This window comes from Chryseobacterium sp. JV274 (assembly GCF_903969135.1).
Lineage (GTDB): Bacteria > Bacteroidota > Bacteroidia > Flavobacteriales > Weeksellaceae > Chryseobacterium.
The window spans coordinates 3,111,330-3,127,078 of sequence record NZ_LR824569.1 but is presented as its reverse complement, the minus strand read 5'-3'; the positions used below and the strand labels follow the sequence as shown (position 1 = coordinate 3,127,078).

Annotated in this window: 20 protein-coding genes; 14 read left to right on the top strand and 6 right to left on the bottom strand. The window is 36.9% G+C overall.

Going from position 1 to position 15,749, the window contains the following annotated elements; translation table 11 throughout:
- Positions 1-16: 16 nt before the first annotated feature.
- From CHRYMOREF3P_RS14505 to CHRYMOREF3P_RS14490, 4 genes are all read right to left on the bottom strand, one after another.
- Complete coding sequence (locus tag CHRYMOREF3P_RS14505; protein ID WP_180564911.1) at positions 17-1,138, bottom strand: efflux RND transporter periplasmic adaptor subunit; 1,122 nt, start codon at positions 1,136-1,138, stop codon at positions 17-19.
- A gap of 235 nt (positions 1,139-1,373) precedes the next feature.
- The gene (locus CHRYMOREF3P_RS14500) at positions 1,374-2,138 is read right to left on the bottom strand and encodes a LytR/AlgR family response regulator transcription factor (RefSeq protein WP_180564910.1); all 765 of its coding nucleotides are present in this window, start codon (positions 2,136-2,138) and stop codon (positions 1,374-1,376) included.
- Positions 2,135-3,253, bottom strand: a complete 1,119-nt coding sequence (locus CHRYMOREF3P_RS14495) for a sensor histidine kinase (RefSeq protein ID WP_180564909.1) — start codon at positions 3,251-3,253, stop codon at positions 2,135-2,137. The genes CHRYMOREF3P_RS14500 and CHRYMOREF3P_RS14495 overlap by 4 nt, the downstream gene beginning before the upstream one ends.
- Before the next feature lie 57 nt (positions 3,254-3,310).
- Entirely contained in the window at positions 3,311-3,505 is a 195-nt protein-coding gene (locus tag CHRYMOREF3P_RS14490; protein WP_180564908.1) for a hypothetical protein, read from the bottom strand.
- Between CHRYMOREF3P_RS14490 and CHRYMOREF3P_RS14485 the strand changes: the two genes are divergently transcribed.
- From CHRYMOREF3P_RS14485 to CHRYMOREF3P_RS14430, 12 genes are all read left to right on the top strand, one after another.
- A complete protein-coding gene (locus CHRYMOREF3P_RS14485) occupies positions 3,483-4,307 on the top strand; it encodes a universal stress protein (protein WP_180564907.1) in 825 nt (274 codons plus the stop codon). The two genes, CHRYMOREF3P_RS14490 and CHRYMOREF3P_RS14485, sit on opposite strands and share 23 nt — an antisense overlap.
- A 316-nt stretch (positions 4,308-4,623) precedes the next feature.
- Positions 4,624-5,178, top strand: coding sequence for a hypothetical protein (locus tag CHRYMOREF3P_RS14480; RefSeq protein WP_180564906.1), 555 nt, complete (start codon positions 4,624-4,626; stop codon positions 5,176-5,178).
- A 12-nt stretch (positions 5,179-5,190) separates the two neighbouring features.
- Positions 5,191-5,835, top strand: a complete 645-nt coding sequence (locus CHRYMOREF3P_RS14475) for a hypothetical protein (RefSeq protein WP_077413320.1) — start codon at positions 5,191-5,193, stop codon at positions 5,833-5,835.
- A gap of 13 nt (positions 5,836-5,848) precedes the next feature.
- On the top strand, positions 5,849-6,619 hold the full coding sequence (locus CHRYMOREF3P_RS14470) for a sensor histidine kinase (protein ID WP_077413319.1): 771 nt from the start codon (positions 5,849-5,851) through the stop codon (positions 6,617-6,619).
- Positions 6,616-7,260, top strand: a complete 645-nt coding sequence (locus CHRYMOREF3P_RS14465; protein ID WP_077413318.1) for a response regulator transcription factor — start codon at positions 6,616-6,618, stop codon at positions 7,258-7,260. Before CHRYMOREF3P_RS14470 ends, CHRYMOREF3P_RS14465 begins: the two co-directional genes overlap by 4 nt.
- A 269-nt stretch (positions 7,261-7,529) precedes the next feature.
- Positions 7,530-8,375, top strand: a complete 846-nt coding sequence (locus CHRYMOREF3P_RS14460; protein WP_175627171.1) for a caspase domain-containing protein — start codon at positions 7,530-7,532, stop codon at positions 8,373-8,375.
- A 73-nt stretch (positions 8,376-8,448) separates the two neighbouring features.
- On the top strand, positions 8,449-9,459 hold the full coding sequence (locus tag CHRYMOREF3P_RS14455) for a trypsin-like serine peptidase (protein ID WP_077413316.1): 1,011 nt from the start codon (positions 8,449-8,451) through the stop codon (positions 9,457-9,459).
- A gap of 147 nt (positions 9,460-9,606) precedes the next feature.
- Positions 9,607-10,116 carry a hypothetical protein gene (locus tag CHRYMOREF3P_RS14450; protein WP_077413315.1) on the top strand — a complete coding sequence of 170 codons (510 nt, stop codon included), beginning with the start codon at positions 9,607-9,609 and terminating at the stop codon, positions 10,114-10,116.
- Positions 10,113-10,460, top strand: a complete 348-nt coding sequence (locus CHRYMOREF3P_RS14445) for a tRNA-binding protein (RefSeq protein ID WP_180564905.1) — start codon at positions 10,113-10,115, stop codon at positions 10,458-10,460. The genes CHRYMOREF3P_RS14450 and CHRYMOREF3P_RS14445 overlap by 4 nt, the downstream gene beginning before the upstream one ends.
- A 17-nt stretch (positions 10,461-10,477) precedes the next feature.
- Positions 10,478-11,179, top strand: a complete 702-nt coding sequence (locus CHRYMOREF3P_RS14440) for a 3'-5' exonuclease (protein WP_077413313.1) — start codon at positions 10,478-10,480, stop codon at positions 11,177-11,179.
- A 3-nt stretch (positions 11,180-11,182) separates the two neighbouring features.
- Complete coding sequence (locus CHRYMOREF3P_RS14435) at positions 11,183-11,509, top strand: SUF system Fe-S cluster assembly protein (protein WP_034691980.1); 327 nt, start codon at positions 11,183-11,185, stop codon at positions 11,507-11,509.
- Between the two features lie 16 nt (positions 11,510-11,525).
- Positions 11,526-11,669 carry a hypothetical protein gene (locus CHRYMOREF3P_RS14430; RefSeq protein ID WP_180564904.1) on the top strand — a complete coding sequence of 48 codons (144 nt, stop codon included), beginning with the start codon at positions 11,526-11,528 and terminating at the stop codon, positions 11,667-11,669.
- A 74-nt stretch (positions 11,670-11,743) separates the two neighbouring features.
- Here the strand turns inward: CHRYMOREF3P_RS14430 and CHRYMOREF3P_RS14425 are convergent, their stop codons facing one another.
- Both CHRYMOREF3P_RS14425 and CHRYMOREF3P_RS14420 read right to left on the bottom strand, forming a co-directional pair.
- A complete protein-coding gene (locus tag CHRYMOREF3P_RS14425) occupies positions 11,744-12,580 on the bottom strand; it encodes a sulfurtransferase (protein ID WP_180564903.1) in 837 nt (278 codons plus the stop codon).
- A gap of 227 nt (positions 12,581-12,807) precedes the next feature.
- Positions 12,808-13,656 carry a hydroxymethylglutaryl-CoA lyase gene (locus CHRYMOREF3P_RS14420; protein WP_180564902.1) on the bottom strand — a complete coding sequence of 283 codons (849 nt, stop codon included), beginning with the start codon at positions 13,654-13,656 and terminating at the stop codon, positions 12,808-12,810.
- Positions 13,657-13,843: 187 nt separating this feature from the next.
- Between CHRYMOREF3P_RS14420 and pepT the strand changes: the two genes are divergently transcribed.
- Entirely contained in the window at positions 13,844-15,091 is a 1,248-nt protein-coding gene (gene pepT / locus CHRYMOREF3P_RS14415; RefSeq protein WP_180564901.1) for a peptidase T, read from the top strand.
- Between the two features lie 6 nt (positions 15,092-15,097).
- Positions 15,098-15,664 carry a hypothetical protein gene (locus CHRYMOREF3P_RS14410; RefSeq protein WP_180564900.1) on the top strand — a complete coding sequence of 189 codons (567 nt, stop codon included), beginning with the start codon at positions 15,098-15,100 and terminating at the stop codon, positions 15,662-15,664.
- Positions 15,665-15,749: the final 85 nt, after the last annotated feature.

Sequence of the window (15,749 nt, the reverse complement as noted above, 5' to 3'; positions counted from 1 at the left end):
AAGAATGGTTATACAACTATTTCAAAGGAACTGTTGTCGCAACAACCTGTGCGCCGTCTGTAAGAGCATCAATTCTGTTGATGGCAATCTTGTCTCCTGCATTCACGCCTTCGTTGATAAAGTAATCCTGAGATGTGCTTCCAGAAACGGTAATCTGGGTCATTTTCACTTTATCCTTACCATTCAGTTTATAGACAAAGAACCTGTCCTGAATATCTTTCACAGATGTTTTCGGAAGTTTGATCACCCCATTCAGTGCATTGTGAATCATTACTCTTGCTGTTCCTCCGGCTCTCAATAATTTATCGGGATTTTGAAAAACAGCTTTCATCTGAATACTTCCTGTATTCCTATCGAAGTTTCCGCTGGCATTTTCCAGTTTTCCTTTAAGAGAATAGGTAGAACCATCTGCAAGGATCAGTTCTACATCTTCTGCATTATTTCCTGATACCGAAGCTTTACTATGCGCGATAAAATCAGCTTCATTCATTGAGAAGTATACATTCACACTGTTTATGCTTGAAAGTGTTGTCAAAGGAGAAGCATCTGACGGACTGATAAGGTTTCCTACTCTATTTGGAATTCTTCCTATATATCCGCTCACGGGAGCTTTGATGTAGGTAAAATTGGCATTGATTTTTGATGATCCTAATGATGACTGTGCCTGTGCTACTTGTGCTGAAGCGGCTTTATAGCTTGCCTGAGCTGTTTTCAACTGCATATCAGAAACTACTTTTCCTTCGACAAGAGGTTTTAGTTTTTCAACTTCAAGTCTTGCTGTCTCCTGTGCCGCCAGAGCAGATTTTAAAGCGGCTTCATTGGTATTTACCTGTTCGTTGTATACGGATGGATTTATTCTGAAAAGGGTCTGTCCTTTACTTACATATTGTCCTTCTTTGATATATACTGCTTCCAGATAACCTGTTACCTGTGCTTTAATATCTACATTGTCCTGCCCTTCTATGCTTCCCGGGTATCCTGTAGACACATCGGCATCTCCGGACTTCACCTGGATAAAATCTGTAGGCAATGCCTGCTGCATCTGCTGGGCATTTTCCTGGCCATTCCCGGAACCGCACGAGGACAGTATTGCTGCAGCTGTAAGTGAGAGTACCAGATATCCTTTTCTGTAATTCATAACATGAGTTTTTAAATTTTACAGGAGCAAAATAACTTCATATAATAAGGATATTCACTTAGAAATTGGGTGAAGTGTCATTAATCGCAGGTGAAACGTATGATAGTAAAAATGAAGGGAAAACAGCTGTTTTCTCTTATAAATCTGATAAAAAAAAGCTTTTCTGGGTAAAATAAGACTGAAACAAAAAAAAGACTGCTTTTAGATAAAGTAGTCTTTTTTTGTTTTTATGAGATTAATAATCCATCCAGGATTTGAAAATAGAGGCTTTTTCACGGCTTACAACCACTTCCATATCGGGCTGTTTTCTCAGTTCCAGTTTTAGCTTTCCATTAAAATGATTAAAGATTTGCTTTACTGAATTGATGTGAATGATAAATTGTCTGTTGGCCCGGAAAAAGAATTTGGGATCTAACTGTTTCTCAAGTTCTTCCAGCGTTTGCGGAACATTCTCTACCACCCCTGTATTCAACATCGCTTTGCTGATTCCCAATTCAGTATAAATGTATAGGATATCTTCTGCCAAAACAGTTTTATATCCATCTCTGTGGGCTATGAGAAAGCGCTTTCTGTAATCTTTCGGCTGAATATAATTCAATAATCCTTCAATAGCTGTTCCTACTACCGGAACGGCTTCCATAAAGGTTTCATAACGTTTTAAAGCGGCATCCAGCTCTTCTTCTTCAATGGGTTTCAGCAGATAATCTACACTGTTGTATTTAAATGCCTGTACTGCATATTCATCGTATGCTGTAGTGAATATAACTGCACTTTTAATTTCATGCTTGTTGAATATTTCAAAGCTAAGCCCATCTGCAAGGCGTACATCCATCATGATGACATCCGGAACGACATTATTTTCCAGCCAGTGTACTGTTGAAGTTATCGAGTCTTCTACAGACAGGATTTCGATATGGGGTCTTAACTTCAACAAGAGTCTTTTTAATCTGTCAGCATTGGGTCTTTCGTCTTCAACGATTAAAACTTTATTAATCTTCATATCAATGGGAGTTTTACAATAAATTTATCTTCCGTTTTTTCAATTACAGGCTTAGGATATCCCAGGATTTCGTACCGTGCAATAATATTGGTGAGTCCTACTCCTGAGGAATCCGGCTTATTGATCAAAGGCAGAAATGTATTGGAGACTATCAATTCTCCTTCAGAGTTTGTATAAACGTGAATTTCCAGAGGATTTAATTTAGAAGTTTGATTATGCTTAATGGCATTTTCAACCAACAATTGTAAAGACAGTGGAAGGGTAAATCTGGACCTGTATTCTTCCTGAATATCTATTTTGAATATAACACCTTCACCAATTCTTTTTTCAATCAGAAAGATGTAGGATTCTAAAAATTTGAGCTCCTCTTCTACTGCAATAATATCTTTTTTGGAATTGACCAACAGATATCTGTATACTCTTGCAAACTTCTCTGAATATTCATACCCCAGCTGCTGATCTTCAAGGATGAGTTCTGACAGTACACTTAAGTTGTTGAAAATAAAATGAGGGTCTATCTGAAGCTTAAGAGCCTGAAGCTCTGCCGCCATAGCAGCCTGCTTGTGTTTTGATGCCCTAAGTTTATGCTGGGCTGCTTCTACGGCAGTTTTTTTCCAGTTTTCAAGTAAATAATCCACGGTATTAAAGGCACTGATAATCAACGATATTACAATATTAGTTGCGATCCATTGTCCCAACAGCGTGTATTCTTTGCGGGAATCCATTTCGGGTAATGTCACTGAGGTACAGTCTACAATGGCATTAATAATGATCACAATCATGACACTTCCCACGATCTGAATCAAACACTGGATGAGCAATCGCTTCACGGTTCTGTTACTCCAGGGAAGCAGCTTATTGAGTGTTCTGTCTATAAATATACTTACCTCTGAGATGATGATAGAAAAAAAGACAATCCATGAGGCATCTTCCAGAATCATCCTCAGCGGAGCGTTCAAATATTCTTTCCAAATAGGGTCAAAAGGATCAATAAGATAGGAAAAAACACAGAAAGTAACTACTGCTACTGCCCAGATCACGAGCCTTCTCTTCATGGTAGAAAGAATCTTCTTATTTCTTACTATATTTTTTCTGATGGTAGAAATCCTATTCATATCCGGGATTTTATGAATGTAAATATAGAAATAGATTTTAGACGAATCCCTCCTATTTTAGCCGAGACCGCCAAAACCGTACCTGAAACGTAAAATAGCAGCGTTCAAATGGATGTGACGCTTCATCACCTGAAAAAGACAGTTCATCATCATTTTATGCAATGTCACCTTATTTTTACCATAGGTGAAATCCTGTATACCATAGTTTTGCAGTATTAAATCCGGAACAATGAAAACAATAATTGTCTGCACAGATTTTTCCCACGAAGCTGAAAATGCTACTCATTATGCAGCATCTATGGCTAAAGAAAATAAATACAGGATTATACTTTTTAATCTTCAAACCGTATCTATTCATGCTTTGAATGCCCAGGCTTCAGCAGATTTTTTCTATGCTCAAACGCTTAAAAATCAGAAAAAACTGGACGACAAGGCCGCCGGACTTACGACGCTTTATGCTATAGAAACCGGATATCATCTGGCTTCCGGCAATTTTATTGAAGAGCTTGAAAAGTGCATACAGATCCACGAATGTGATTTTATTGTGATGGGAATCGCAGAAAAAACGCTTGAACAAAAGCTTTTGGGTAACAGTGTAACAAGAGCTATCCATAGAATAAAAAAGCCGATATTAATTGTCCCTGCCCATATAGAGTATACGGGAATCAGGAAAATTCTTTTTGCTTATGATACCCACAAAAGCATGACCTGGACAGCAATGAATGATATTTATTATTTCATTAATAAGTTTAATGCTGAGATTGAGGTATTCAATGTAAGTGAAAGGCTGGAAGATTTTGCCGAGGTTATTCATGATATTGACCTGAATTCCGGATATGATCTGGATGATATTAAATATAGTTTTAAAATGACTCAATCCATAGAAGTTATCAAAGCTATTGAGGAGGAAATCAGACTCACAAACCCGGATCTTCTGACTATGGTTCCCTACAAATACAACCTTATAGAATCTCTTTTTCACCGAAGTAAAACAGCTATAATGGCTTATAAAAATAAAGTACCATTACTATCAATTCCCCTAAACATAGATTAAGATCAATAAAAATCTGAACACATTTTGAATTATCCTTTTTGCCTTTAAAGGCTAAATTTTACACTTAATCTTGTTTGACAGGACCGGAAATCTCTTCCCGGTCCTGTTTTTTATACTTAGTTTCGGAACCAAACAGATATTGTTATTTTAATAATCATAATTAATATTTTTTTTTAAATAAAAACAAATCAATAATTCATATTCAACTGAATATTAAAAAGCCGTAAATTTAGTAAAGGATAAAAACAGTGTTTTCCCTCTTTTTTATAGTTGTGCCGTTAGCTAATTTTGTTCCATAAAATTAAAAACCATAAAAATGAAAACTTCCTTTTTTACTAAGACTTTAAGTTTGCTTTGTGCAGCATTTATTCTAACGCTCTGTTTTTTAAGCTGCACCCGCTGCTCTGAACCTCCTAAAGAACCCGTTAGTAACAGTTATAAAAAGAAACTGATAAGCTATCGTGAAGGCCGGGTCCTTTTTGATGAATACACGAGAACCAATCATGAAATTCTCATGAAATACAGAAACGGTGAACCTGATTCCCGATGGTACTGGTTTTCACTGGAAGATATGGAAGGCTATATTAAATACGTAAAAGAAAATGCCAAAAAACAAAAATTAAAAAATCCGGGAATCAGGATCTATATGGGAAAATATCCTGTGAATCATCCTAAAAACAAAATGGCAAAACCTGAATATGCAGGCTATCAAACCATATTTTTAGTTCCTACATCCCAAAAAAGAAAAGGTGACAATGCGATGGCCAGATCGGCGTCCACCGAGGAAAATACAGACGTCACTTCTATAGAATCTATGAATATGACCAATCTGGCACCTCCTCCAAAAACCCTGTCAGGAACCATGCCTTAAAAACACAAAATTATGAACTGGAATATTGAAACAGGGAAACAGATATCGATAATCCTATCCATCATAGTGATGCTTTTAATGGTCATAAAACATAGAAAAACCGGAAAGGAGAACTTATTTTTTATTATTGGATATCTGTTGTTTTCCCTGATTGATATTTTCTGTTATTTCTACTACGACCTGACAAACCTGCCTACGGACATATTTTATGTAATTGGGTTTTTAATGATCGTATTCTTTTTGTATTTATTTTATTATCACCAGTTATTATATGTTCCGCTGCTCAAAAAGATACAGACTATCATCCTGGCTCTTTTCGTCCTCAATATTGCTGTAATGTTTTCTACGGAAGACGATCTGCTTCATCATTTTTCTTTTAATATGCTGTATGTAGATATTCTTCTGTTGTTATTTTCAATTATTTTGTTCCTGTACCAAACCTTTAATTCTGATAAGATACTGGAAATAAAGAGCTATTTACCATTCTGGATATCAGTGGCTTTACTGATCTTTTTTATTGGAAGTATTCCGATACTCTTTTTCAGAACTACTGTTTCGGAGACTATTTATTTCTTCATTTTATTTATGCTGAATCTGATCAGTAACGGTATACTCATATTGGGCTTAATTTGGAACAAACAAGAAAAAATAAGATAAATCCTTTTCAGATATGGAAGAGAATAATTTGGTCATCATCTTTACGATTACTTTATTCATCGTTGTTTTGACAATGATCTTCATTTATGCTGTTTTCATTAAGAAAAAGACAACCTTGCTGATAGAGCAAAAAGAAAAAGATTTGCGGTTTGAAAAAGAGCTGGCCACTTCACAGGTAGAAATGAAGGAACAGACCTTGAATTATATCGGACAGGAATTACACGATGATCTGGGACAAAAACTTTCTGTGGTCCGGCTGCGGCAAAACCAACTGATTACCAAATTAAAAAACAACGAAAAAGAAGATCTGATTGAGCTAAATGAACTATTGGGCGAATGTATACAGGATATAAGAAACCTGTCTAAAACATTAATTACCGAACAGATCATTCATTTCGGACTGGCAGAATCCATTGAAAGAGAAGTTCAGCGGATCAAAAAATTGAAATTATTAAAAATAGAATTTATCACTCAAAAGCAGGATATTGATATTTCCCCTAAACATGGTCTGATCCTTTTCAGGATTGTCCAGGAAAGTATTAACAATATTCTAAAACATTCCAAGGCCAAAAATGTTTCCGTACAGATAGAAGATGACTGTGAAAAATTACACATCAGTATCTCCGACAACGGAAGAGGCTTTGATACAAACATTATTCAGGATGGCTCAGGATTAAAAAACATGGAACTGAGAGCAAAACTGATTCATGCCGAACTGTCTATACACTCAGAATTGAATAAAGGAACACAAACTTTGATAACCTATCACAAAAATTTATTATGAAAACTATCCCCATAGCGATCGTTGATGATCATACCTTAATTTCCAAAGCTTTGGAAAATATGATCACAGAAAACACTCAATATCGGGTAATTATGAATCATCCCAACGGAGAAGAATTTATTGCAGATGTGGAAAAAGCTTCTGAATTACCCGCCGTAGTACTGATGGATGTTAATATGCCTTATAAAAACGGTATAGAAACTACAGAATGGCTTACGGAGCATTATCCTGACATCAAAGTCATTGCCCTGACCATGGATGATGATGAAAAAGTTCTTATCAGAATGCTGAAGGCAGGTGCTAAAGGATATTTACTGAAAGACATGCAGCCTGCTATTCTCTTTCAGGCCATAGACACTGTATTCGAGAAAGGTAGTTTTTATACTGATTTTGTAGCTCAGAAATTATTGAAAGTAAAAACAGAGGAAATGAAAAATGCATCCCTGCTTTCCGAGCTTAAAGACAGAGAGAGAGAATTTATAAAATGGGCGTGCAGTGAGCTTACCTACAAAGAAATTGCTGACAAGATGTGCCTGAGTCCGAAAACAATAGATGGTTACAGAGATTCCGTTTTTGTAAAACTGGATATCAAAAACAGAGCAGGCCTAGTCCTTTTTGCCTTGAAACATGATCTATGTTGATTGAATAGTCTCATTTTAAACTTATTTCTTACCCAATATAATAAACATCTTTACATTCTTTTTACGTATCCGGCAGCTTTTCAAGCTGCCGGATTTTTAATTCATAACATACTCATATACAATTAAAAAGGTGTTTTTCCTTTTTCAAAATACGGTTTTCTCCTCTGTTTTTGTCCTTCAGAATAATGGAATTTTGTCATAGAAAAAACACAGAAAGGCAGAACCTGAAAAGCCGAAACAGAGTAGGGAATATTTTTAAAACTAATACAATGAAAAAAGCACTTATCGTAGGTATTAATGATTATGCACCTATCGGTTACGGAGGACCGGATCTTAATGGTTGTGTAAATGACGCAAGAGATATGGCAAATACATTGGTGATCTGTGGTTTTAGTCCGGCAAAGATTAAAATTCTGACCAATCAAAATGCAACACGAGCGAATATATTAAACTATCTGAAATCCATGATCAGCACAAGTGTAAAAGGAGATTCTCTTGTTTTTTATTATTCGGGACACGGGACCAGAGTGGCTAATATAGGATCAGATCTGGAACTGGACGGTTTGGATGAAGCCATTTGCCCGCACGATTATGCCAATAACGGAGTCATTCGTGATGATGATTTTAAAACAGTTCTCAGTAAGCTGAAAGCCGGAGTCAATATGGAAGTCATTTTCGACTGCTGCTATTCCGGAACAGGAACCCGAAAAATGGATCTGGGACTGGAAGCGGATTTTCTCAACGAAACCGCCCGCTATATTCCGCCCATGCTTGAAGATGAATTTTATCTGACCTATGCCAGTGAAATGGAATCGTCTAAGAATTCAAAAAAATCAACTGTTCTTACTAAAGCACTTATCCCTGTTGCCGGAATGAATCATACGTTATGGGCAGCTGCAAAAGACAATCAGGTATCTATGGAAGGCAGTATCAGCGGACAGATACGAGGATATTTCACCTATCATTTCTGCAAAATTTTGCGCGCTACCAATGGGAGTATTGTCAGAAAAACGCTTGATAAGCAGGTTGCTATTGCATTGGCGGCTATGGGAGCAGCCCAGATCAACCAAACAGAAAGCATCACTGCAGAATTTTCACAAAAAATATTTACTTAACCAATAACCTTTACCGGCGGAATCCGAAAAGCCATTAAAAGAGTAGGAATACACTAGATTAAAAATAATAATCATGTCTAAAATTGAAAACAACAACCCAATGACAGCAGAAGAAGTTTTAAGACTTAGAACTGTTAAAGCAAAATCAACTGAAAAACCGTCAGCAATTGAAAAATTATCCAGCCAGCTTCCAGCTATGGAAACCCTTAACGGAAGAACTTTTCCGAAAGGAATGAAAACAATAGGAATGCCTATGGATGAAAAAACAGCTGAGATCCGATCTCTGGAAACTGATCATTTCTACCCTACCCATGCTGATTTTGAATACAATCCAAAGCTTGAACCGAAAAGAGACCGTAAACCAAAATTCATTGACAGAGATTCTTTCCTGACTCCGGAAAATGCAAGAACAATTTTCGGAGCAGATCAAAGAAAAGTATATAATTCTACAGCCTATCCATGGAGATGTGTCGGCAGGGTAGAAAGTTCTTTAGGATCAGGAAGTGGTGTAATGATAGGACCAAGACACCTTCTTACCTGTTCTCATATTGTTGACTGGCAGCCTAATAACACAACGGGATGGCTGAAGTTCACTCCAATGTATTATAACGGCAGTGCTCCTTACGGAACCGCTTGGGGTACATTAACCTATTACAAGTATAAAGTAGCAGGTCCATCTATTGATTCAACAGAAATACAATACGATTATGTTGTCATTGTATTAGACAGACCTATCGGAAACAGCACAGGATGGCTAGGTTCAAAATCCTACTCTGACTCATGGGATGGAGGCGCTTACTGGACTCACGCTGGATATCCGGGAGACCTTACAGGAACTCAAAGACCAACATACCAAACAGGTATCGCACTGGATGGAGATTTCTGGAGTGCTGATGACAACGAAAGCATGAGCCATAAAGCAGATATATGGCCTGGACAAAGCGGAGGCCCTTTCTGGGGATATTGGGATGGCTCTCCGTATGCTGTGGCTACTCAAAGTGCCCACAACCCAAGCGATAATTTTGCAAGTGGCGGCTCAGATTTAGTAAATCTGGTCATCAGAGCAAGAAATGAACATCCTTAATTTTTTTTAGTTTCAATAACCAGCCCATCTTTGAAAGGTGGGCTGGTTTTATTTTATGCTTTAACAATTTTACTTTTAAAGCATTTTCAAGTAATTCTTCGGAGTATTCTCAATATTTTAATACATTTGTTACAAAACATATCTCAGATGAATTTCGAGCAGATCAACTTACACCTTGAGGCTTATAAAGAACATGATCAGATTCTGGATGCAGCAAAATATCTGATCCATTCCTTTGATCTTGAACATGAGAACTTTGCAGGATTTGGATTCAGGGAAGAACTTTCTCCCACTTCAATGCTTCTTACAGCAGAAGGAGGTCTGGGCGGGCCGCAAACCGTAATGATCCCAAGAAATTTATTTGATTTTGACCTGAACCTTGTCCTTAATATGGTGGCGCACGAAATGCTCCATGTAAGGCAGAAAGCTCCCGGACAGGTAATTGAAGACAAAAATGAGAGAGAATTTCAGGCCTATTATGAAATGCTTTTTCACAAAGTTTTTCCACAAATTCCTGAAGTTTCAGATTTTCATAAAAAATTCTTCGGGGGAAAAGCTCTGGAGTATTACAAAAGAATGGGTGAAGGATCAGTCTTACAGCAAAAATATGCAGAACAGAAAACAGAAGTAGAACATTTAATCAACGAATTACCATGACAGTAAAACCAGATATCACCTGGGCAGATTTTGAAAAAATAGACATCAGATGCGGAACGATAATCTCTGTGAATGATTTTGAAAAGGCAAGAAAACCGTCTTACCAGCTGGAAATAGACTTTGGAGACTTAGGAATCAGAAAATCATCTGCACAAATTACCTCTCTTTACAAAAAAGAGGAACTTGTTGGAAAGCAGATCTTAGCGGTAGTTAATTTCCCTAAAAAACAGATTGCCAATTTCTTCAGTGAATGTCTTGTGTTGGGATTATATGGTGAAGACAAAAGTGATGTCACTCTTGTAACCCCCTCATTACCTACAAAAAATGGGATGCAGGTAGGATAATAAAAAACACAACACATATGATACAGAGTATACCTTTAGAAAGAGTTTTATTCCTTGATATTGAGACCGTTCCACAGGCGGGGTCCTGGGACGACTTATCCGAAACTGAGCAATATCTATGGGACAAGAAAACCCGGTTTCAGAGAAAAGAAGAAATCTCTGCAGAAGAGTTTTATGACAGAGCCGGTATTATGGCCGAATTTGGAAAAATCATCTGTATCTCCATCGGAATGCTTGAAAAGAATGAAACTCTAAAAATAAAAAGTTTTTCCGGACACGATGAAAAGAAAATGCTTCAGGAATTTGGCGAAATTTTCAACAGCCCAAGACTTTACAACGTGATTCTCTGTGCTCATAATGGAAAAGAATTTGATTTCCCATGGATTGCCAGACGATATCTTATCAACGGGATACTGCCTCCTGCTCCGTTTCAGATGTTTGGAAAGAAACCCTGGGAGGTTCCTCACATCGATACGATGGAACTATGGAAGTTTGGAGATTATAAAAGTTTTGTATCCCTTGAATTACTGGCGCATGTCTTTGGAATTCCTACTCCAAAAGATGATATTGACGGCTCAATGGTTTCATCAATTTACTACATAGAAAAAGACTTGCAGAGAATTGTAGACTATTGTGAAAAAGATGTCTTAACTTTGGCGAATATTTTCCGGCGCATGCGTCAGGAAGATTTGTTGAAAAGGAATATCAATCTAGATTAAAAAATGAAATTTACAGACGATCAAATTGCTGACATTGGTGAGGAAATCATTGGTGTACTGAAAACCGTATATGACCCCGAAATTCCGGTAGATATTTACGAATTAGGACTGATTTACGATGTTCAGATCTCCGATGATGCTGACGTAAAAATTATAATGACCCTTACTACTCCCAACTGCCCTGTTGCAGAAACACTTCCTCAGGAGGTAAAAGATAAAGTGGCTGAAGTAGAGAACGTAAAAAGTGTAGATTTAGAGTTGACTTTCGAACCAAGCTGGAATAAGGATATGATGAGCGAGGAAGCGAAGTTTGAATTAGGAATGCTATAAAATCATTCAGAAAATAATGGCAAAAAAAATCGGAGCAGTAGCCCTTGCCTTTCTTGGAATATATATGCTTTATTTAGGAGCCCGGATGCAGGCACAACCTCCTTTTATTACTGGAGTAGGCTTCATCATTATTTCTCTGTTTCACTTAACTAAAAAATAAGTACAGCTGAAAATATTGTACCATAAAAGAAAAGGATGTCTGATTAGACATCCTTTTTTCTGTATTCATATTGCTTACATTTCTTTTGCTATTTCCTTTCCATCTCTTCTGCTCCACTCACTCCATGAACCTACATACAGATCCGGCACTGGGAAACCTGCATAGTCCAGCGCCAAAATAGTATGACAGGCTGTAACTCCTGAGCCACAATGAATGATCAGATGCTCAGGTTTATTCTCTAATAACTGCTTATATTTTTCTTTTAACACTTTCGGATTCAGAAAGTTTCCGTTTTCATCAAGATTTTCAGAAAAAGGAATATTGATCGCTCCGGGAATATGCCCCGCAACCAGGTCAATGGGTTCAGATTCCCCTTTATAACGATAGGCATCTCTTACATCAATGACCGTAGAAAAATTGTTTTTCAACTCGTTTTCAACAACTTCCAAACTCGAAACAGGAAGAAACCAATGTTCTTTTTTGATTAGAGAAGCTTTCTCAAATGTTTCCTCTCCAGAAGAAAATTCAAGTCCGTTTTTTTCAGCGGCCTGCATTCCGCCATCAAGAACCTGAACTTTTTCAAAACCGAAAGATCTTAACATCCACCAGGCTCTTGCAGCAGCATTTGAGGCATTTTTATCATCATACACAATGATATGAGAATTTTCTGCAATTCCAAGGTTTGAAAGTGTTTCCGCAAATTTTTTTACGGAAGGAAGCGGATGTCTCCCGCCAAAAGCAGCATCTTCCCCTATCTCAGCCAGATCTTTATCCAGATCTATGAATCGAGCTCCTTTTATGTGTCTTTCAAGGTAATTCTGCTTTATGTCTTTTCCGGTTCTTGCATCAAGAATGATAAGATTTTCTGTTGGAAGGTTTTTCAAATCGGATGGGGAGATTATTGGAGTCATTTTGTCGATTTTGGAATTAATACTAAATATGATCATGGACACAATCCATTATATTTGAACACATTAAGAAGACAGATAGTTCAGCCGTATTTTTTTCATTCCGTAGGAATCTTAATTCCATTATTGAAAAAACAATCTGGATTCCTAACGGAATGACAAATTTAACTCTTATCCATCCTAAGATCTATTTAAATTGTTAGATCTGTGAAATTTATGATTTATTCTTTTTAAAAATGAAAAATATCCTTCGCTTTATTATAAGAACTTTCAAAATTCAGAAGATTCAGTTTATGTTCTGCTTTTTCAACGCTCATAAAGTTAATCACCTGCTCAGTAGGCATATTCCCAACAAGATCATCTTTAGCCATAGGACATCCTCCGATTCCCTTGATGGCGCTGTCAAATCTTCTGCAGCCTTTATCATAAGCCGCTTTTAATTTTGAATAAGAATCTTCATAACGGTTATGAAAATGTCCTCCGAAGTTGATTTCAGGATATTTTGAAGGTATTTTTTCAAACAAAAGGGCAATAGTTTCCGGTGTTGCCACCCCTGTTGTATCCGATAATAAAATATCTTTCACTCCGATATCTGAGAATCTTTGTGCCCAATGATCAACATCTTCCCATTTCCACATTTCTCCGTATGGATTTCCAAAAGCCATGGAGAAATAGATGTTAAGCTGCTTGCCTTCACTTTTTACCAGATCAAGCATTTTAATGATTTCATCAAAAGCTTCTTCCTGACTTTTATTGGTATTTCTGTGCTGAAAAGTTTCGGAAATAGAAAACGGAAAACCAAGAATATCAACAGATTGGTGTTTCAATGCTTTTTCAGCACCTCTATAATTACCGATAATTGCTGAAACCTTCGTTTTGGAACGTGATTTGTCAATATTTTCGGCCACCTCATCAGAATCAGCCATCTGCGGAATTGCTTTCGGAGAAACAAAACTCAGACAATCCAATACATCAAAGCCAACATCCATCAAGGAGTTGATATAATCTATTTTTTTATCGGTAGGGATAAATTCTCCCCATCCCTGCATGGCATCTCTAGGACATTCGGTAAGAAACATTGTTACTTTTTGATTTTCTCAAATATAATAAAACTAAACTACTTAATATACTGTACATACAAAGCTAACACTATTTTGATTTTCAAAGTTTTATATCTGATTTATAATTTCGATAACTGATATTAAATCGCAAATAACGTATTCTCAGCATCAAATTTGCTAACTTTGTTAAAATTTATGATATCTGATGAGTACAATAGAATTCAACCCATTGTGGAAAGAGAAATTACTGAACCGTTTTCTTAGCTATGTAAAAATATATTCAACCAGCGATGCAGAAAGTGAAATTACACCTTCTACTCCCCGCCAGTGGGATATTGCCAATTACATTACTGAAGAGCTGAAAACTATCGGCCTGGAAAATGTTTCAATTGATGAGCATGGATATATTATGGGATATGTTCCTTCTAACCTTGAAAATGATGACAGACCTACGATCGGATTTATTTCACACTATGATACTTCACCGGACTTCAGTGGAGAAAATGTAAAACCTCAGGTTTGGGAAAATTATGATGGAAATGATCTTCTTTTGAACCAGACGACAGGATTCACATTATCTCCTGCAAGATTTGAAAGTTTAAAAAAATATATCGGCCAGACGTTAATTACTACTGACGGAACTACTCTTCTCGGTGCTGATGATAAAGCGGGTTGTGCAGAGATTGTAACGGCTGCAGAATATCTTATTGCTCATCCGGAAATCAAACACGGAAGAATTGCTATAGGATTTACTCCTGATGAAGAAATCGGAAGAGGAGCACATAAATTTGATGTCGCTAAATTCGGTGCTGAATGGGCGTATACAATGGACGGTGGAGAAGTTGGAGAACTTGAATATGAGAACTTTAACGCTGCCGGAGCTGTGGTAAAAATTCATGGATTGAGCGTTCACCCGGGTTATGCTTACGGAAAAATGATCAATGCAGCTCTTTTAGCGGCTGAATTTGCTCAGACACTTCCGGCTAATGAAACACCTTCAACAACAAAAGGTTTTGACGGATTCTATCATTTAATGGATATTACCGCTGATATCTCTGAAGCTAAACTTCAGTACATTATCCGTGATCATGATGCAGATAAATTTGAAGCCAGAAAGAAATTCATGGAAGGAAAAATCGCGGAATTCAATCAAAAGCATGGTGAAGGAACTGCTGAAGTGGAGATCAAGGAGCAATACAGAAACATGAAGCAGCAGTTTGAAGGTAAAATGCACATTGTAGATCTTGCTGCAAAAGCAATGACTGAAGCTGGTATTGAACCTAAGATCAAGGCAATCAGAGGAGGAACAGACGGTGCTCAGCTTTCTTATATGGGACTTCCATGTCCGAATATTTTCGCAGGAGGAATCAACTTCCACGGACCCTATGAGTATGTAGCTCTGGAAAGTATGGAAAAAGCGACTGAAGTAATTATTAATATTGTAAAAGCTTAATAAATCATGAAAAAGGTCTTAGCATCAGCATTCATTTTCACTTTTATTTTCGGCAGTGCCCAGATTTCTGAATTTCAAAGGGCAGATTCACGCTATGAAAGAAAGAAAACGGCTCTGTATAACAAATATCCTAAGCCTAATGATTTAAGAACGAAAAAAGAATGGCTTTTGACGGAAGATAAAATAGCGGCTTACCAGGATGCTTTAGATAAAGCCTCTCTTGAAGATCAGAAAATGATTGCTGCAGATCCTCCGACAAAAGCAAAAGTCACTAAAGAAGCTGAATATGATAAAGGCAAAGCAGCCTTTCAAAAATTATTATATGAAGCTGTGGATCTTGATTTTTTAAACTTTTCTTCAGAAACATACAAATCAACAATAACTTTTGTTGTTGATTCTAAAGGAAATGCTCTGAATCCTAATGTAAAAGGAAATAATGAAGATGTAAATGCATTTATTGAAGCCGCTTTTTACCGGATGAAAGATAAAGGCAAGTGGAAACCGGCAGAAGACAAAGGAAAACCAGTGTCATCAAATGTTTCTATTCCTTTGGCGTTGACTTTTAAAAAATAATATAAGTAACCCGCTCCCATAAGAGCGGGTTTTTCTTTGCCTTTTTAGGAATATATTATGAGGAATTAAAATATAAATTCCATTG